The organism is Micromonospora qiuiae (genome assembly GCF_016863555.1).
GTDB lineage: Bacteria > Actinomycetota > Actinomycetes > Mycobacteriales > Micromonosporaceae > Micromonospora > Micromonospora qiuiae.
In genome coordinates this window covers 30766-47694 of the sequence record NZ_BOPC01000068.1, presented here as the reverse complement: position 1 = coordinate 47694, position 16929 = coordinate 30766, and the positions used below count along the sequence as shown (strand labels likewise).

Genomic DNA, 16929 nt, shown 5'->3' with positions numbered 1-16929 from the left:
GTTTCTGTCCCCGCAAAGGCCGCGAAAGGGACGTATAGGCGACCAAAAGTGCAAGATCGCGTCCTGTCCGGGCCGAGGAGCGTTGGCGCTGGACGCTGTCGATGACTCGCCAGGCGACGGCGGCGATCGGGACGGCGACGAAGGCGCCCGCGATGCCGGCGATCAGGGTGCCGGCGGTCACCGCGACCAGGATCACCACCGGGTGCAGCCGTACCTGACGCTTCATGACCAGCGGCTCCAGCAGGTTGCCCTCGATCTGCTGGACGGCAATCACCGCCGCCAGGGTGAGCAGGGCGGTGGCCGGGCCGTCGGCGGCCAGTGCCACCAGCACCGCGATCGCGCCGGCCACGGTCGCGCCGATGATGGGCACGAACCCACCGATGAAGGTGATCAACACCAGTGGGAACGCCAGCGGCACACCGAGCAGCACCAGCGCCAGCCCGATCCCGATCGCGTCGATCGCCGCGATCAGCATGGTGCCCCGGCTGTACGAGCCGAGCGTCCGCCAACCGACCCGACCGGCCTCGGCGGCGATCTCCCGGTTCGGCCCGGTCATCCGGTGCAGCGTCCAGTGCCACATCGCCCGACCGTCCTTGAGCAGGAAGAACAGCAGCACCAGGGCGAGCAGGGCGGAGCCGAGCACCTCGGCGACGGTGCGCGCGCTGGCGACCGGGTCGACGTCCGGCGAGGTAGCCGCCTGGCGCAGTTGGGCGAGCAGACGGTCGAGCTGATCGTCGGTGACCGGCAGCGTCGAGGTGATCAGGTCGCGGGTGTGGCTCAGGCCCTGGCGCAGCTCGTCGCCGAGCTCGCTGAACTGGTTCGCGGTCAGGTTCCAGACCAGCACCCCGACGCCGCCGAGGATGCCGAGCAGCAGCAACACGGTGAACAGGGCGGCCAGCGCGGCGGGCAGCCGCAGCCGGCGCAACGCGAGCTGTACCGGGTCGAGCAGCGCGGTGAGGAACAGGGTGGCCGCCACCGCGATGGCCAGCGGGGTGACCAGCATGGTGATCCGCGCCAGCAGGTAGAACCCGGCCGCGATCACCACCAGGCAGGCGCTCCACACCACCGCGGAACGGACCAGCCAGGGCAGGGTCGCCCAGGTCTGTCGCGGTCCGGCACCCCGGTCCGGCCTATCCTCGGGCGTACGCCCGGCACCCGCTGCGACCACGTCGGCCCTCCTCGTGTACGACGAGGTCGGTACCCGATCGGCGGGCCACCGACACCGGTCGCAGCGGGTTCGCGGGCAGCGGCGCTGACTGGGCCGGCAGCGGTGCTCCTTCACTGGGCCGGCAGCGGCGCTCCTTGACTGGGCCGGCAGCGGCGCGAGTTGACTAGGCGGGCACCGGTGCCCGACCGACGGCGACGGTAGGGATGTCGCGGGTCTGGTCGGCGTCGCCGAGCCCGACCAGCGGCAGCAGCGACTCGCGCTCCTCGGCCGGCGGCAGCAGCGCGGCGATCATCTCCTCCCGCAGGCTGCGTGCCGCTGCGCCGGCAAGTTCCGCGGCCCGCCAGGCCGCCTGCTCCCGTTCCCGGGCCGCCCGCTGCTGTGCGAAGAGGTGGTCGCGTACCGCCCGGCGCAGCATCAGCTCCTGCTCGACCGGGTGCAGCCGGGGATCCCAACCGCGGTGCGCGAAGACGTCGCTGAGCTGCTCCACCGACAGTTCCCGCCGCCAGTACGCGTTCAGTGCCGCCCGGTGCAGCCAGCGCTCACGGTCGGCGTACTCGGCGGGGGTGCGCGGGGTCTGCGGCAGGGGCATGGCGGCGGCGTCCGACAGCCGACGGACATTGGCCTCCGCCGCCTCGTACGCCTGCCAGGCCTGCTCGGCCTCGTCCTGCGCGGCGATCCACTCGTCGCGGCGGCGGCGGGCCGTCGCATCGGCCCGGTCGGCGGCCACGGCGACCTCCTCGGCCCAGCGGTCCTGGTCCCGCTGCCGGTCGGCGTGCTCGTCGGGGGCCGGCAGCGCGGCGTCCCGGATCCGGGCACCCGCGTCGAAGCGGAGGTGACGGGGACGCAGCAGCAGGCCGGCGACGGCGAGCAGCATCACACCCAACAGGCTCAGCCAGATCGCGGCGGCCCGGGGCACGTCGAGCAGTACGGCGGAGAGGGCGGTTCGCATCATCAACACCTCACGGTCGAAGGAGGGTCGTCGACTGGGCTGGACAGGTGTCTGACGGCTGGTCCGCTGCCGAGGAATCGCGGATGCGCGCTCGTCGTCGCCGGGTCCGACTGGCGTCGGCCGATCGGGTGCCGGGAAGAACGGGCGACGGGTGGAACCGCGGCGGACGGCGGGCGGTCCGGGGCCGTCGGTCAGGCGGCGGGTGGACCGCGTCGAGTCGGCTCGCCCGCACCGGCGGCGACACGCGGGATGGCGAGGTCGGCCGGGACGGCGGAGACCGGCGCGGTCCGGGCGTCGGCGACGTCGGGTCGGGCCGGGCCGGTCACCCGCTCCTGCGCCGTGATCCGCTCCTGCCGGGTCGCTCTCGCGTCAGCCGACTGGGCGGGCTCGACAGCCGGTCGAAGCGCGACCGTTGCGGCGGCCGGCCCGGCCGGGAGATCGATGCCGGGTATCGCCTCGGTGGCGGCGGTCGCGCCGAGGGCGACCGCGAGCACGAGTGTCGCCAGTGCCAGCCGGGTCAGCTCCCGGAACGCGCGCAGCGTCGCCGGCCACATGGGACGGGCGAACGCGAGGGACGACACGAGTCCAACCTATCGCCCCCGTGCCGAGATCGCATGGCCACGACGGCGGCCCGGTCGTGAGGCGTGCCACGTCGTCGACTGTGGAGGGCAAGGACTCAGGCCGGCGGTGCAACGGTGGCCGGCGGCGGGGAGTCAGTCGAGCTCGGTCGTCGGCTCCTCGGTGAACAGGGCCAGCAGGTGACCGACCTGGCGGTCGGCCTCGGCCGGGTGACGGAACCGGCCTGCCGGATTGAGGGTGTACTCGTTGCGGCGGCCGACCCGGGTGCGTCGTAGGTAGCCCCCCGCCTCCAGGTCCGCGACGATGGCCTGCGCGGCCCGCTCGGTGACCCCCACCTCGACCGCCACGTCGCGCAGTCGGGCGGTCGGGTTGCGGGCGATGGCCAGCAGGACGTGCCCGTGATTCGTGAGAAACGTCCAGTTCCGGGTGCTTTCCCGCTCGCCTGCCGTCGCCATGTTGACCATCGTATGACCGAGCGGCCCGGGTCATCAGGGTGTGCATGATGTTCCCACCCGCCGTTGGCAAGCGTTGTGGGATACCTGAAATGCATATCACGCATATCTTGACGTAGCTTTCGCTGCGTGTGACTGTGGTGGCGGCCCGTGACCAGCGTCGGCCGGGATGACCAGGCATTACACCGGGAGAAGAGGTGAAGCCGGATGGGCCGACCCAGATTCATCGGCGGGCAGCCAGGACCGGAGCGGGAGCTCCTCACCGCCGACGTGCCGGGTGCTCCGGCGCGCGCGCTGGCCGAACTGATCGCCGGTAATCGCCGGTTCGTCACCGACGCCCTTCGGCATCCCAATCAGAACGCCAGCCACCGCTCCGCCGTCGCGGCGGAACAGCACCCCTTCGCGGTGATCGTGGGCTGCTCCGACTCCCGCCTCGCCGCCGAGATCATTTTCGACCGCGGGCTCGGTGACCTCTTCGTGGTGCGTACCGCCGGGCACACCGTCGGGCCCGAGGTGCTGGGCAGCGTCGAGTACGCGGTGACCGTGCTGCGTACGCCGCTGGTGGTGGTGCTCGGGCACGACTCGTGCGGTGCCGTGCAGGCGGCCCGCGCGTCGGTGGCGACCGGCACGCCTCCGTCGGGTCACCTGCGTGCGGTGGTGGACGCGGTGGTGCCGAGCCTGCGCTGGGCGCGCGTGGCAGGGGTGGACGATCTGGACGGGATCGTCGACATCCACATCGCGCAGACCGTGGAGGCGATGCTGAAGTCGTCCGAGGCGCTCGCCGCCGAGGTGGCCGCGGGCGGGTGCGCGGTGGTGGGGATGTCGTACCGACTGGCCGCCGGTGAGGTGCGGGCGGTGACCGCGAGACCGGCCGAGCTGGCGGGTGCGCTGGTGTCGGCGGCCTGACCGGGCCCGCCGGATCGATGTGATCGACGGCGAGGGCCGTTCCGCCGGGTGGCGGAACGGCCCTCGAATGTCGCGCCCGAGGCGCTCAGAGCAGGGACACGTGGACATGGTCGGTATGGTTCGACGGGCCGCTGTAGGACTTCCAGCCGGTCGCCGGGAACCAGATCTGCCGGTTCCAGATCACGTAGTAGATGCCCAGCCGGTCGGCGTTGCGGACCAGGAAGGCCGCCAGGTTGTTGCCGTAGATCCGGGTGTCGTTGTTGTGCCACGGGCTGAAGCCGCTGTTCTGTAGTGACCAGTCGCATGCCCGGCCCTTGGGGTGCTCGAACTTGTCACCTGGGCGCCAGCAGCCGACGAACCGGTTGAAGCCGGCCCGCTTGACCTCCTTGTACATGTGCAGCGTCCGCGGCGTGATGCAGCCCGACGTGGTCGGGTCCTTCTGGCTGCACGACTCGGGCTTCCAGCCGCCGTCCGACGCGCGGTTCGGCGCGATCCGGGCGACCGGGGAGGTGGCGGCCACCAGGCCGCCGGTGAGGCCGACGCCGCCGACCAGCCGGAGAGATTTCTCCGCCTCGCTCTTCTTGCGGGCCATGTCGTTGGCCAGCTTCTGCTGCTCGCGTACCTCGGCGTCGAGCGCGAGCTTGGCCGTCTCGGCGCGCAGCTTCACCGCGTTGACCTCGGCCAGCTTTTTGTCGTTGACCAGGTTCAACTCGTCGAGCGCGGAGGCCCGATGGATGAACGAGTCCGGGGCGTCGCTCTGCAACAGCATGGCGATCGCGCCGACTCGGCCGGTCCGGTACGACTGCGTCGCGATCTCCGCCACCTGCGGGGCGAGTTTGTCCAGGGCCGCCTGGGAGCGGCTGACCTCCACCGCGAGTTCGAGCTGCTTCTTCTTGGACTTCTCCAGCTTCGACTTGGCCTTGGAGAAGTCCCGGTTCGTCGCCTCGATCAACTCGTTGAGCATCGGCGGGTCGTCGTCGTGCTCCGCAGGCTTCGGTGGCTTGGGCGCGGCCATCGCGGGCATCGGCCCGGCGAGCACGGCGAACGCGGCGAACACGGCCACCACGGGTGTCAGCCAGCGGCGTAGGGGTGCCGTCACTGTTTTCCCTTCCATCGACCGCCGACCGGGTTAGCTGACGGGTTCGGGACGGAAGTGGCCCCTACCGCTGTCGCGGATTCACCCCACGTACCTGGTTCCCCGGTTCGCCTGGTGGCGATTGGGCGGCGGCACCGCAGGCGCTGGGGCACGCCTTCGGCGGTGACCGGCAGTGAGGTTACCCGAGAGTCGATCCGGGTCTCTACGCCCCGAACCCGGTCAGATGCGTCATTTCGTAATCGCGGTGGGTGACCAGCGACACTCGTGCAGGCCGCGTTGGCCGAGGCGATCACGTTGAGGAGTGTCACCATCTGGTGTCCGTGCTCCTGTCCGGTTCGGGCCACCCAGACGGGGCGGCGGTGGACGTGTTGCGGGTACGCGGTGTGCTGAGGGCGTGCAGCGCCTCGGCCCGATCCGTTTCCGGCCGGGAGGCCCGGGGGGTGTCGTCGTCGCGTGGGCCGTGGTCGCCACCGCCCGGCGCCCGGCGCCCGGCCGTGGTCACCAGCGCTGCCAGGGCGGTGGTGAGCGGTACGGCGGCGATCAGCCCGAGCGTGGCCACCACGCTGCGGACGATCTCCTGGGCGAGGAACTCGCTGGTCACGATCTGACCGAGGGCGCGGGAGTCGGCGGTGAGCAGAACCAGCAGTGGCAGCGACGCACCGGCGTACGCCAGGACGATGGTGTTGACCACCGAGGCGATGTGCGCCCGCCCCACCCGGGTGGCCGAGCGGTACAGCTCGCGGCGGGAGAAGTTCGGGTTGGCGTGACGCAACTCGGTGACCGCGGCGGCCTGGGTGACCGTGACGTCGTCGAGTACTCCCAGCGACCCGATGATGATGCCGGCCAGCAGCAGGCCGTGCAGGTCGACGTCGGCCCGGAACATGGACAGGGTGGTGGCGTCCTCGCTGCCGAAGCCGGTCAGGTGGGTGGCGGTGGTCGCGGCCAGGCCGAGCAGCCCGGTGAGTACCAGGCTGCCGAGGGTGCCCAGCACGGCCACCGAGGTCTGCGCGGACACGCCGTGGGTCAGGTAGAGCACCACGAACATGATCAGCGCCGCGCCGACGATGGCGACCATCAGCGGCGGGTGGCCGGCGCTGATGCCGGGGAGCACGAAGGTCAGCAGAATCGCGAAGCTGGCGGCCAGGCCGCCCAGGGCGGCCAGGCCGCGCAGCCGCCCGAAGGCGACGATGGCGGCGGCGAACAGCACCGCGAGCCACACCAGCGGCTTGCCCCGCTGGTGTTCGGCGATGTTGTACGTGCTGATCGACGGATCCCCCGGGTCGATCAACGAGACCAGGATGATCTCGTCACCGGCGCTGACCCGAGGTGCCCCGGGCCCGGCCGGGATGGGCGTCTGCACCTCCCGGCCCGCGTCGGGGCCGTCCTGTACCCGCACGGTGACCGTGCCGCACGGACCGGCCGCCGTCGTCGGGGTGCCCTCCGGGACCGCCGGGTTGGGCGGGCAGGTCTCGGTCACCACCCGGGTGACCGTGCCGTGGTAGCGGGGGGTGTCGTCGGCCGTCTCCGGCCGGGGCGCGTCCGTGGGCCAGAGCACCAGGGCGGCGATCAGGGTGGCGAGGAACAGCGGGACCACCGTCACGACGAGGATCCGCCGCACCCCGGGTGGGGTGGGCGGAGAGGAACGGGTGTGGTCGGCGCCCATCCAATGTCTCCCAACGATTCCAGGGCGGAGTACGTGCCGGCGGCCGTGTCGGTTCAGTGGGGTCGTACCACCGCCGCGACGGGTGGCGCGGATGGCCCGACAGTGGCGAGACGGCCGCGTACCGTGACATCCGGGTCGACGCTCGACGGACGCCGCAGCGCGGCGGCGGGCACCCGGCGGCGGGCGCGGGCCGTGGGGCGCGGATGTCGGCTGGCCATCGTGAGCGAATGGTAGTCAGCCCGGCATCGGAACGCAGGTCGCGAGGGTTTGTCGGCGGTTCGTGGCGGGGCCGGTGCGAGGGTGGGCCGTCAGCCGCGCTTCATCAGGCGGCCGACGGCGGCCATCATCTCGGTGGCCATTTCGTCGGCCCGCCCCTCGGCGGCGCCTTCGTGCATGCAGTGCCGGGCGTGCCCGTCGAGCAGGCCGAGGGCGACCTTGTCCAGCGCGGCCTGAACGGCGGAGATCTGGGTCAGCACGTCGATGCAGTAGCGATCGCTGTCGACCATCTTCTCGATGCCGCGCACCTGGCCCTCGACACGGCGCAGCCGGGCAAGCAGTTGCTCCTTGCTGGCGGTGTAGCCGCGGATCGGCGCAGGTGTGGTCATGCAGCCAGCATAGCGTACCCCCTCGGGGTATGTTACGGTCGTCGTGGCGGATACCCCCACCGGGTATCTGGAGCCGGTGTCGTCCGGTCCGCCCTGGCCGGGCGTGGAGAGGAGAATTCCATGGTCACCACGACGTACCAGGTGCAGGGCATGACCTGCGGGCACTGCGTCAACGCGGTCAGCGCCGAGGTGGGTGCGCTTCCCGGGGTCGACGAGGTGCAGGTCGATCTGGCCGCCGGCCGGGTCACCGTCACCAGCGAGCAGCCGCTGGACGACGACGCGGTCCGCGCGGCCGTTGACGAAGCTGGATACGAGATGGTCGGCGGCGGAGCCGACCAACGGCGGTAGGCCGAGGTGCCACGATGAACACGGCGACCAACCTGATCGAATTGTCGATCGGCGGCATGACCTGTGCCTCCTGCGCCGCCCGGATCGAGAAGAAGCTGAACCGGATGGACGGCGTGCAGGCGACCGTCAACTACGCCACCGAGAAGGCGTCCGTCTCCTACGACGCCCCGGTCACCCCCGACGACCTGGTCGCCACGGTGGAGAAGACCGGTTACCGGGCCACGCTGCCGCCGCCGCCCACCCCGGCCGCACCGGCCGCACCGGCGGTCGCCGCCGAGCCGGTGGACGAGCTGCGCTCCCTGCGTACCCGGCTCTGGGTCTCGGTGGTGCTGACCGTGCCGGTGATCGCGCTGGCGATGGTGCCGGCGTGGCAGTTCACCTACTGGCAGTGGCTGTCGCTGACCCTGGCCGCCCCGGTCGTCGTCTACGGCGGGCTGCCGTTCCACCGGGCGGCGCTGGTCAACCTGCGACACGGCGCCGCGACCATGGACACCCTGGTCTCGGTCGGCACGCTGGCCGCCTTCGGCTGGTCGCTCTGGGCGCTGTTCTTCGGCACCGCCGGCATGCCCGGAATGACCCACCCGTTCAGCCTCGACATCGGCCGTACCGACGGCGCCGGCAACATCTACCTTGAGGTGGCGGCCGGGGTGACCACCTTCATCCTCGTCGGCCGCTACTTCGAGGCGCGATCGAAGCGGACCGCCGGGGCGGCACTGCGGGCGCTGCTGGAGCTCGGTGCCAAGGACGTCTCGGTGCTGCGCGACGGGGTGGAAACCCGGATCCCGGTCGATCAGCTCGTGGCGGGGGCCCGGTTCGTGGTACGCCCCGGCGAGAAGATCGCCACCGACGGGACGGTGACGGAGGGCAGCTCGGCGGTCGACGCGAGCATGGTGACCGGCGAGTCGATGCCGGTCGAGGTCGGGGTGGGCGACTCGGTGGTCGGCGGCTGTGTCAACGCCGGTGGACGACTGGTGGTCACCGCCACCCGGGTCGGCGCCGACACCCAGCTGGCGCAGATGGCCCGGCTGGTCGAGCAGGCACAGACCGGCAAGGCCGCCGCCCAGCGGCTCGCCGACCGCATCTCGGGGATCTTCGTGCCGATCGTGATCGCGTTGGCCATCGGCACGCTGGCCTGGTGGCTGTTCAGCGGGGCCGGGCCCACCGCCGCGTTCACCGCCGCGGTGGCGGTGCTGATCATCGCGTGCCCATGCGCTCTCGGCCTGGCCACGCCGACCGCGCTGCTGGTCGGCACCGGCCGCGGAGCCCAACTCGGCGTGCTGATCAAGGGGCCGGAGGTGCTGGAATCCACCAAGCGAGTGGACACCGTCGTGCTGGACAAGACCGGCACCGTCACCACTGGCCGGATGACCCTGCTCGACGTGACGCCGGGCGAGGGCGAGCAGCGGGCGGAGGTGCGGCGGCTGGCCGCCGCGCTGGAGTCCGGCTCGGAGCACCCGGTGGCGCGGGCCATCGTGGCCGCCGAGCCCGACGGGCTGCCGCCGGTCGGCGACTTCGCCAACGTGGAAGGGCTCGGCGTGACCGGCACGGTGGAGGGCCGCCAGGTGCTGGCGGGCCGGCCCCGGTTGCTGCGCGACCGGGGGTTGGACGTACCGGACGACCTCGCGCGGGCGGCGACCGAAGCGGAGGCGGCGGGACGTACGGCGGTGCTGATCGGTTGGGACGGTCGGGCCCGTGGCGTGCTCGCCGTGGCCGACCAGGTCAAGCCGACCAGCCGGGAGGCGGTGCGGCGGCTGCGGGCGCTCGGCCTGGCCCCGGTGCTGCTCACCGGCGACAACTCGACCGTCGCCCGGACGGTGGCCGCCGAGGTGGGCATCGACGAGGTGATCGCGGAGGTGCTGCCGGCGGAGAAGGTCGAGGTGGTCGCTCGCCTCCAGGCCGAGGGCCGGACGGTGGCAATGGTCGGCGACGGGGTCAACGACGCCGCCGCGCTGGCCCGGGCCGATCTCGGTTTGGCCATGGGCACCGGCACGGACGTGGCGATCGAGGCGTCCGATCTGACCCTGGTGCGGGACGACCTGCTGGCCGCGGTGGACGCCATCCGGCTCGCCCGCCGCACCCTGGGCACCATCAAGGGCAACCTGTTCTGGGCCTTCGCCTACAACGTGGCGGCCCTGCCACTGGCCGCCGCGGGCCTGCTCAATCCGATGATCGCCGGTGCGGCGATGGCCTTCTCCTCGGTCTTCGTGGTGGCCAACAGCCTCCGGCTACGTCGGTTCCGGCCGGTCACCTGACTCACCGTGCCTGCCCACCCGGCCGGTGAGCGACCAACCGGCCGGGAACCAATCCGACCCGCCAACCGACCAATACGGCGATGACAGCCGTGACCGACGACGCCACCGGGTACGCCCTCGCCGCGGGCGGGGGCGACCACGCCGCGGCGGCGGCGTTCGTCCGCGCGACCCAGCACGACGTGCGGCGGTTTCTGGCCCACCTGCCCGGGGTGCGGGAAGTCGACGACCTGGTCCAGGAGACGTACCTGCGGGCCTGGCGGGCACTGCCGTCGTTCGCCGGCAAATCCACGGCGCGGACCTGGCTGCTCGCCATCGCCCGGCGGGTCGCAGTGGACCAGGTGCGGGCCGCCACCTGCCGCCCCCGCACGGCGAACCTGGCCGACTGGCAGGCCGCCGCGGAAGCGACGCCGGCCGGGGTGTGCGCCGCGGTGGACGAGCGGGTGGCGCTGCACGGGCTGCTCGACGGCCTCGCCCCCGAGCGCCGGGAAGCGTTCGTGAGCACCCAGTTGCTCGGCCTGTCGTACGCCGAGGCCGCGCAGGTCTGCGACGTGCCGGTCGGCACCATCCGGTCGCGGGTCGCCCGGGCCCGCGATGACCTGGTCGCGGCGATGCGGCTCGCCACCACCGACCATCGAGGCGACCGGCCCGACGCGGCCGGCTGATCCGGCGGCGACGTCAGGCGGCGCGCCGACGCTGGTTGCCGTGGCGGGGGCGGGCGTTGCCCTCGCGGGCCTCGGCTGAGTACGGCGGCACCAGACGCAGGGGAGCGGGCTCGTCGGGCTCGTCGAGTTGTAGCTGCCAGCGGGATCCCTCCGGCCGGTGCCGGTCGCTCGGGTCACCGGGCTGCCGCGAGCTGCGGGCCAGCAGAACGACGATCAGAAAACCGATCACGAGGAAGCCGTGGCTGACCAGTCGTTCCACCGCGACCTGCGAGGCGACGAGATCGTTGACCGACAGCAGCACGAGGGTCACCACGAAGGCGCTGAGCATCGGCAGCAGCCCCGACGGCGAGGTACGACGCAACGCGACGAAGAGGAACCCGGCGCCGACCGCGACGTTCCAGGCGGCGGACTCGTGCCACAGGTGCTGGCCGCTGACGTGCAGGTGCCCGGCCACATCGACGCGCCCGATCTGGGTCAGCCCGAGGACCAGCTGGACCGCGCCGAGCAAACCGAGCGCGGCGCGCAGGCCGGTGAACGTGGTGAGCCGGTCGACGAGCGGCATGCGCCACCGACGTCGGCGCGGGGGCGGCGCGGCGGCGAGGATCTTCTCGCGCAGGTCCGGCAGGTCGGTAACCACCTGGGTACGCGCCCGCCGGGTCACCGCCGCCGCCGCGTCCAGCCAGCCCCGGCAGCTGGCGCAGGTCTCCAGGTGCCCCGCGACCGTGTGCTGCTCGTCCGGCGTCGCCTCACCGTCCAACTGCGCCGACAGAATCTCCCGCCACTGCTCACAGCCCATGTACCGGTAGTCGCTCCCCGGGCCGGGGTGGTTCCCGCCAGATGTCCTGCCCGGTCGCACAAACCCTGGTCAGGAGCCGACCCGAGCCGCCCAGGCGTGCAGCGCCTCCCGGTTGCCCGCCCCGTCGAGGTTGAGTGCCGCCTCGATCAGCGCGAGGTGGGTGAACGCCTGTGGATAGTTGCCCAGGGCCGTCCCATCCGGGGCGAGCTCCTCGGCGTACAGGCCGAGCGGACCGGCGTACCGGCTGAGCTGGTCGAAGACCTCGGCGGCCTCGTCCCGCCGGCCCGCCAGCACCAGCGCCGAGACCAGTTCGAACGAGCAGATCAGGAACGCACCCTCCGTGCCGGGCAGGCCGTCGTCCGCCCGGTAACGCAGCAGCAGGCCGGGCCCGATCTCCAGTTCCTCGCGCAGCCGGTCGATGGTGGCCAGCATCCGGGGGTCGTCGCCGGGCAGGAAACCGACCAGCGGGATACGCAGCAACGAGGCGTCCAGCCTGGTCGAGTCGTACGTCATCACGAAGCTGTTCAGCTGCGGATTGAAGCCGCGCTCCAGCACCTCGGCGCGTATCGCGTCGCGGGCCGCGCGCCACCGCTCGACGTCCGCCGTACGGTCGTCGAGCAGCTTCGCCAGGCGGATGCCCCGGTCCAGGCAGACCCAGGTCATCACCTTCGCGTTGACGTAGTGCCGGCGCGGTCCCCGGACCTCCCAGGTGCCGTGGTCCGGCTCGCGCCAACGGTCGGCCATCACGTCGACATGTCTGCGCAGCAGCGTCCACTCCTCGTCGGTCAGGTCGCCGGTGAGTTCCTGGTACACCAGCGCGCCGTCCAGGATGTGCCCGTACGTGTCGAACTGCACCTGTTCGGCGGCCTCGTTGCCGATCCGCGCCGGCCGGGAGCCGGCGTACCCCTCCAGGTGGGACAGCTCCTGTTCCTCGGACGCGCGGCCGTGGATGTCGGCCAGCGGGGTGAGCAGTTCCTCGGTGCAGAGCGAGAGCAGGAAGCGCCCGTACCGCCGGCCCTCCTTCGCGTGGCCGAGACGAAAGAGCGCGAGCAACAGCAGTGCCGCGTCCCGGTGCCAGGTGTACCGGTAGTCCCAGTTGCGGACCCCGCCGATCTCCTCGGGCAGGCTGGTGGTGGCCGCGGCGATCAGCGCTCCGGTCTCGTCGAAGGAGAGCCCGCGCAGCACCAGCGCACTGTGTCGGACGGCCTCCGCGCCGAACCCGGCGTAGTCGCTGCGCGCCGACCACGCCTGCCAGGTCCGGCAGGTGCGCGCCAACAGTTCGTCCGGGTCGACCTCGACGGTGGCGTCCTCGCTGTAGCCGGCAAGCACCACCGCCGTCGCACCGGCGGCCAGTTCCCCCTCGATTCGCAGGACTCCCTCGGTCACCTCGCAGGGCAGGTCGGAGCCGATCCAGAGTGGGGCGCCGGCGGCCCGCCAGCGTCCGTCGACCTGCCTCCAGGTCACGTCCTGAGCGCCGTACCCCGGCCGGGGGGCCACCCGGGCGGCCAGCCGGACCCTGCCCTGCTCGACCCGCACCCGGCGCACCAGCAGCTTGTTCGGCCGCACCGGCTGGGCGACGCCGTCGGGCGCCACCGCCAGGAAGTCGTGCACGACCGCCGCCCCGTCCGGGGTCGTCCACCGGCTCTCCAGCACCAGGGTGTCCGGCAGGTACCGCCGGCTCGGCCCGGCGCAGCCGACCACGGACAGGTCGAAGACGCCGCCGCGGCGGCGGTCCAGCATGCGGGCGAAGACCGCGTCCCCGGCGAAGTGCGGCACACAGAACCACTCGATGGCCCCGTCGGCGGCGACCAACGCGGCGGTGTGGGTGTCGGAGAGAAAGGCGTACGAGTCGATGGGGGGATAGTTCATCGCAGCTCCGGTCGGTGGTGCGGCGGGTGCCCGGACAATGCCTGCGACTACCCCCCTGACTCGGGGATAACCCCGGCCCGCATCGGTCGGAGTTCGACGGCGACGGTGGTGCCGGCCGCCAGCACCACCGGTCGCTCGTGGACCAGCACGGTGACCGGCGGGTCCGCCCCGGGAGGTGTGGTGAAGCGGACGGTGTGGTGGTCGATCCGCAGCTCGATCAGCCGGTTCCGGTACCGGATCACGCAGTCGAGGTGGTCGAGGCAGTCGGGCAGCAACGGGTTGAGCCGCAGCACGTCGCCGCGTACCTCCAGCCCGGTGTAGCAGCGCTGAAGGATGTCCAGGGTGCCTGCGGTCGCGCCGAGGTGGATGCCTTCCCGGGTGCTGCTGTGCGCCGGGTCGGTCAGGTCGGTGCCGAGCGCGGCGAGCAACATCTCCCAGGACCGGCGGCGGTCCGTCCGGGCCAGTACCCAGGCGTGGGCCACCCGACTGAGTGTGGAGCCGTGAGTGGTGCGGGACAGGTAGTAGTCGACGATGGCCGGAATGCGTGCCGGGTCGAAGGTGTAGCCGAGCTGGCGTACCAGTGCGGTCAGCTCCTCGGCGCTGAACAGGTACAGCAGCATGAGCACGTCGGCCTGCTTGGATATCTTGTACCGGTTCGGGTCGTCGCCCTCGACCTGCAACAGCGGGCCGAGCAGACGCAGGTCGCCGTAGCGCTGCCGGTACCGGTCCCAGTCCAGCTCGGCGAGGTCCCGGTATCCCTCGAACTGCGCGGGTATCCCGTCCGGGAGGAAGGCCAGCCGCAGTCGCCGGGCGACGCGTGCCCACCGCGCGCGCTCCGCGCCGTCGACGGCGATCGCCCGCCACGGCACGGCGCCGGGATGCCGGCCGACGATCGCGTACGCCTCCTCGGCTCGGCCGAGCACCCAGGCGACCATGACGTTGACGTACGCGCAGTTGTCCAGCCCTTGGCCGGGCCGCCCCGGGTAGCCGTCGTGGTACTCGTCGGGCCCGGTCACGCCACGGATGTCGTACCGGTCGTCGGTCGGATCGTAGCTGGCCGCCGCCGCCCAGTAGCGGGCTGTGGCGACCAGCAGCTCAAGCCCGGACTCGGCGAGGAAGGACAGGTCGGCGGTGGTCTCCCAGTACCGCCACACGGAGTACGCGATGGCGAGGTTGGCGTGCGGCTGCCGACCGGTGTGATCGGGCATCCACTCGCCGTTGACCGGGTTCACCGAGCATCGCGGGCTCTCGTCCCGCCCGCTGGTGCCGCTCTGCCACGGGTAGAGGGCGCCTTCCCCACCGGTGTCGGCCGCCTGCCGTCGCGCGGCGGTCAGCCGCCGGTGCCGGTACTCGAGCAGAGCCCGGGTCAACTCGGGAAACCGCAGATTGAGGTACGGGTAGACGAACAGCTCGTCCCAGAAGATGTGCCCGTGGTAGCCCTCTCCGTGCAATCCGCGCGCCGGCACCCCGGCGTCGAGTTCGGCCGCGTACGGCGAAAGGGTCTGCAGCAGGTGGAAGGTGTGTACGCGGATCGGCAGCTGCCACGCGTGCGACTCACCCACGTCCAGCCGGAACCGCGCCCAGAGGTCCTGCCACGCGGCGGTGTGCTCGGCGAGCAGCCGGGCGAACGAACCGGCCCGGCGGACCTCGTCCCGGGCCGCGGCGAGCGGTTGGTCGACCGCGGCGTCCCGGGACGAGAAGACCGCGGCCGTCTTCTCCACCACCAGCGGCTCTCCGGCGCCCACGTCGAGTGTGACGACCTGGGCGACATCCTCCGCGCCGCCCACCTGGCGGCGGTCGGCCGCCCCGCCGCCGGTGAGCGTCGTCCGGGCGACCACCGCCACCTGGTGTGCCGCTCCGGTCGTCGTCGCCGTCAACCAGATGACGTCGGCACCGTCGGCACCGGGGGCGACGCCGGTCAGGTGCCGGCCGGAGGTCTCGGCCTCGGCGGGGCTGTTCGTGTTTCGCACGCCGCCGTCGATGCCGGAACGGATCTCCAACCGGCCCGACCAGTTCTCCGCGACGAGGGTGGTCTCCAGCGCGGCGAGGTGCGGTGCGGCCATCGATACCAGGCGCCGTTGCCGGATCCGGGTACGCCGGCCGGCCGGGTCGAGTACCAGGAGTTCGCGTAGGTACAGCCCACACCGCAGGTCCAGTGCCCGGTGTTCGTGCAGGCGCCGGCCGTGCCCCGGGGCGTACCACTGGCCGGCGGCGGGACGAAAGGTCAACGGCAGCCAGTTCGGCAGGTTGACGATGCTCTCCTCGCCGCGGGCCGGCCCGGGTTGGCGGTTGTGGAATCCGGCGAGGTAGGTGCCGGGGTAGTGGACGCCGTCGGCCACCGCCTCAGGGGCGGCCCCGCGGGACGCGAGGTATCCGTTGCCCAGGGTCAGCATCGTTTCCCGGGTGCCCTCGCCCGCCGGGTCGCCGTCGGTGTACGACAGCACCCAGGATGCCGGCAACCCGCCGGTGCACAGTACGCAGCCGGGGTCCAACTCACCCCGCACCGGGCCTCCTTACCAGGTCAGCACAGCTCCAGCGGAGGACGCCCAGCCGCTTCTCCCCGCGGCCGGGCGACGCGGGCCGCGCGTCTACCCGCCTCCAGAGCTGGCAAACCTGGTGCTCAGCCCCAGACGGCGTGGGCCAGTGCGACACCGGCGAACGCGGTGCCAAGCCCGGCACCGACGCTGGCGCCAGCGTTGATCAACGCGTAGCGACGGGCGCCGTCCTCGAAGAGCCGGACGGTTTCGTAACCGAAGGTCGAGTAGGTGGTCAGTGCCCCGCACAGGCCGGTGCCGAGCAGAGCGACCAGGGAACCGGGCACCGCGTGGCCGGCCGCGCCACCGATGAGGACGCCGAAAACGAGCGAGCCCGCGACGTTGACGGCAAAGGTGCCCCAGGGAAACGTGGAGTCGTGCCGCGCCTGTACGGCCCGGTCGACCAGATAGCGGAGCGGGGCGCCGATCGCCGCACCGAGCGCCACGAGGATCACCGTCATTCGACGTCCCCGCGCGAACCGGCGTTGCTCGGCGGCGATCCCCCGGCGATCACGCGACCGGTGGCCATGCGGGTCAGCGTCATCCCGGACCAGACCGCGGTGAGCGCGGCGACGAGGGTGCCGGCGAGGTACAGCAGTGCGGCCCGCGCCGCGCCGGCGGCCACCGCCTGCTGCACCTCGACAGCGTAGGTGGAGAAGGTGGTGTATCCGCCGAGGACGCCGACGCCGAGGAAGGGCCGAACCAGTCGTGGTGCGTGCCAGACCTCGGTGATCAGGACCATCAGCACGCCGATGAGCAGGCAGCCCGAGACGTTGACGGCGAAGGTGGCCCAGGGAAATTCGCCGGGCGCATGCGGGAAGGCCACGGCAAGCCCGTGCCGGCCCACCGCGCCGACCATGCCGCCGACGGCGATCGCGGTGAGCAGGCCGGCGCGGCCCTCCCGGAGCTCGGCGCGCTGGCGCGGAACGCCGAGGTCGACATCCGGGTCGATCGGCGGTCGCTCAGGCCGCACAGGTCCACCTCCTACCAGTGCACGGTATAGCGCCGTCGAACTCACCTGAGGTCCGTGCCCGGCGCGCCGCTTCACGT

Annotated in this window: 17 protein-coding genes and 1 riboswitch; of the genes, 4 read left to right on the top strand and 13 right to left on the bottom strand. The window is 72.3% G+C overall.

The annotated features are described in order from the left end of the window. From Vqi01_RS22815 to Vqi01_RS22800, 4 genes are all read right to left on the bottom strand, one after another. The coding region (locus Vqi01_RS22815; protein ID WP_204036879.1) for an AI-2E family transporter at positions 1-1168 on the bottom strand (1168 nt) is incomplete at its 3' end. Positions 1169-1331: 163 nt separating this feature from the next. After that, complete coding sequence (locus tag Vqi01_RS22810; protein WP_204036878.1) at positions 1332-2117, bottom strand: hypothetical protein; 786 nt, start codon at positions 2115-2117, stop codon at positions 1332-1334. 191 nt (positions 2118-2308) lie between these two features. Further along, a complete protein-coding gene (locus Vqi01_RS22805; RefSeq protein ID WP_204036877.1) occupies positions 2309-2698 on the bottom strand; it encodes a hypothetical protein in 390 nt (129 codons plus the stop codon). 132 nt (positions 2699-2830) lie between these two features. Then, positions 2831-3160, bottom strand: coding sequence for a helix-turn-helix transcriptional regulator (locus Vqi01_RS22800; protein WP_204036876.1), 330 nt, complete (start codon positions 3158-3160; stop codon positions 2831-2833). Positions 3161-3355: 195 nt separating this feature from the next. Between Vqi01_RS22800 and Vqi01_RS22795 the strand changes: the two genes are divergently transcribed. Then, entirely contained in the window at positions 3356-4054 is a 699-nt protein-coding gene (locus Vqi01_RS22795; protein ID WP_204036875.1) for a carbonic anhydrase, read from the top strand. An 85-nt stretch (positions 4055-4139) separates the two neighbouring features. Here Vqi01_RS22795 and Vqi01_RS22790 read toward each other — a convergent pair whose 3' ends face one another. The 4 genes from Vqi01_RS22790 to Vqi01_RS22775 form a co-directional block, all read right to left on the bottom strand. Next, complete coding sequence (locus Vqi01_RS22790) at positions 4140-5153, bottom strand: coiled-coil domain-containing protein (RefSeq protein ID WP_204036874.1); 1014 nt, start codon at positions 5151-5153, stop codon at positions 4140-4142. A gap of 4 nt (positions 5154-5157) precedes the next feature. Then, positions 5158-5288: riboswitch (cyclic di-AMP (ydaO/yuaA leader) on the bottom strand. A 166-nt stretch (positions 5289-5454) separates the two neighbouring features. Next, the gene (locus tag Vqi01_RS22785; protein ID WP_204036873.1) at positions 5455-6813 is read right to left on the bottom strand and encodes a YibE/F family protein; all 1359 of its coding nucleotides are present in this window, start codon (positions 6811-6813) and stop codon (positions 5455-5457) included. 53 nt (positions 6814-6866) lie between these two features. After that, the gene (locus Vqi01_RS22780) at positions 6867-7031 is read right to left on the bottom strand and encodes a hypothetical protein (RefSeq protein ID WP_204036872.1); all 165 of its coding nucleotides are present in this window, start codon (positions 7029-7031) and stop codon (positions 6867-6869) included. Between the two features lie 90 nt (positions 7032-7121). After that, a complete protein-coding gene (locus Vqi01_RS22775) occupies positions 7122-7418 on the bottom strand; it encodes a metal-sensitive transcriptional regulator (RefSeq protein ID WP_204036871.1) in 297 nt (98 codons plus the stop codon). A gap of 120 nt (positions 7419-7538) precedes the next feature. On the opposite strand from Vqi01_RS22775, the gene Vqi01_RS22770 reads away from it, so the two are divergent. The 3 genes from Vqi01_RS22770 to Vqi01_RS22760 all read left to right on the top strand — a co-directional run bounded on the left by Vqi01_RS22770 (position 7539) and on the right by Vqi01_RS22760 (position 10680). Beyond that, positions 7539-7766, top strand: a complete 228-nt coding sequence (locus Vqi01_RS22770) for a heavy-metal-associated domain-containing protein (RefSeq protein WP_204036870.1) — start codon at positions 7539-7541, stop codon at positions 7764-7766. Between the two features lie 14 nt (positions 7767-7780). Continuing rightward, positions 7781-10018, top strand: coding sequence for a heavy metal translocating P-type ATPase (locus Vqi01_RS22765; protein ID WP_204036869.1), 2238 nt, complete (start codon positions 7781-7783; stop codon positions 10016-10018). Between the two features lie 80 nt (positions 10019-10098). Beyond that, positions 10099-10680 (top strand): sigma-70 family RNA polymerase sigma factor, encoded by a 582-nt coding sequence (locus tag Vqi01_RS22760; protein WP_372444408.1) that lies wholly within the window; start codon positions 10099-10101, stop codon positions 10678-10680. Between the two features lie 13 nt (positions 10681-10693). On the opposite strand, the gene Vqi01_RS22755 is transcribed toward Vqi01_RS22760, so the two are convergent. The 5 genes from Vqi01_RS22755 to crcB (Vqi01_RS22735) all read right to left on the bottom strand — a co-directional run bounded on the left by Vqi01_RS22755 (position 10694) and on the right by crcB (Vqi01_RS22735) (position 16852). Continuing rightward, positions 10694-11476, bottom strand: a complete 783-nt coding sequence (locus Vqi01_RS22755; protein WP_204036868.1) for a zf-HC2 domain-containing protein — start codon at positions 11474-11476, stop codon at positions 10694-10696. 69 nt (positions 11477-11545) lie between these two features. Next, positions 11546-13345, bottom strand: coding sequence for a glycoside hydrolase family 15 protein (locus Vqi01_RS22750; protein WP_204036867.1), 1800 nt, complete (start codon positions 13343-13345; stop codon positions 11546-11548). Between the two features lie 47 nt (positions 13346-13392). Continuing rightward, a complete protein-coding gene (locus tag Vqi01_RS22745; protein WP_204036866.1) occupies positions 13393-15849 on the bottom strand; it encodes a glycoside hydrolase family 65 protein in 2457 nt (818 codons plus the stop codon). Between the two features lie 116 nt (positions 15850-15965). Next, on the bottom strand, positions 15966-16340 hold the full coding sequence (crcB, locus tag Vqi01_RS22740) for a fluoride efflux transporter CrcB (RefSeq protein ID WP_204036865.1): 375 nt from the start codon (positions 16338-16340) through the stop codon (positions 15966-15968). Continuing rightward, positions 16337-16852: a fluoride efflux transporter CrcB gene (crcB, locus tag Vqi01_RS22735; protein ID WP_239098588.1), complete on the bottom strand. Its 516-nt coding sequence runs from the start codon at positions 16850-16852 to the stop codon at positions 16337-16339. Before crcB (Vqi01_RS22735) ends, crcB (Vqi01_RS22740) begins: the two co-directional genes overlap by 4 nt. Between the last annotated feature and the right edge of the window lie 77 nt (positions 16853-16929).

Coding starts and splice junctions, on each gene's coding strand:
- Vqi01_RS22810 (WP_204036878.1), bottom strand. CDS start 2,117: ATGCGAACCGCCCTCTCCGCCGTACTGCTCGACGTGCCCCGGGCCGCC.
- Vqi01_RS22800 (WP_204036876.1), bottom strand. CDS start 3,160: ATGGTCAACATGGCGACGGCAGGCGAGCGGGAAAGCACCCGGAACTGG.
- Vqi01_RS22795 (WP_204036875.1), top strand. CDS start 3,356: ATGGGCCGACCCAGATTCATCGGCGGGCAGCCAGGACCGGAGCGGGAG.
- Vqi01_RS22785 (WP_204036873.1), bottom strand. CDS start 6,813: ATGGGCGCCGACCACACCCGTTCCTCTCCGCCCACCCCACCCGGGGTG.
- Vqi01_RS22780 (WP_204036872.1), bottom strand. CDS start 7,031: ATGGCCAGCCGACATCCGCGCCCCACGGCCCGCGCCCGCCGCCGGGTG.
- Vqi01_RS22775 (WP_204036871.1), bottom strand. CDS start 7,418: ATGACCACACCTGCGCCGATCCGCGGCTACACCGCCAGCAAGGAGCAA.
- Vqi01_RS22770 (WP_204036870.1), top strand. CDS start 7,539: ATGGTCACCACGACGTACCAGGTGCAGGGCATGACCTGCGGGCACTGC.
- Vqi01_RS22765 (WP_204036869.1), top strand. CDS start 7,781: ATGAACACGGCGACCAACCTGATCGAATTGTCGATCGGCGGCATGACC.
- Vqi01_RS22760 (WP_372444408.1), top strand. CDS start 10,099: ATGACAGCCGTGACCGACGACGCCACCGGGTACGCCCTCGCCGCGGGC.
- Vqi01_RS22755 (WP_204036868.1), bottom strand. CDS start 11,476: ATGGGCTGTGAGCAGTGGCGGGAGATTCTGTCGGCGCAGTTGGACGGT.
- Vqi01_RS22750 (WP_204036867.1), bottom strand. CDS start 13,345: ATGAACTATCCCCCCATCGACTCGTACGCCTTTCTCTCCGACACCCAC.
- crcB (WP_204036865.1), bottom strand. CDS start 16,340: ATGACGGTGATCCTCGTGGCGCTCGGTGCGGCGATCGGCGCCCCGCTC.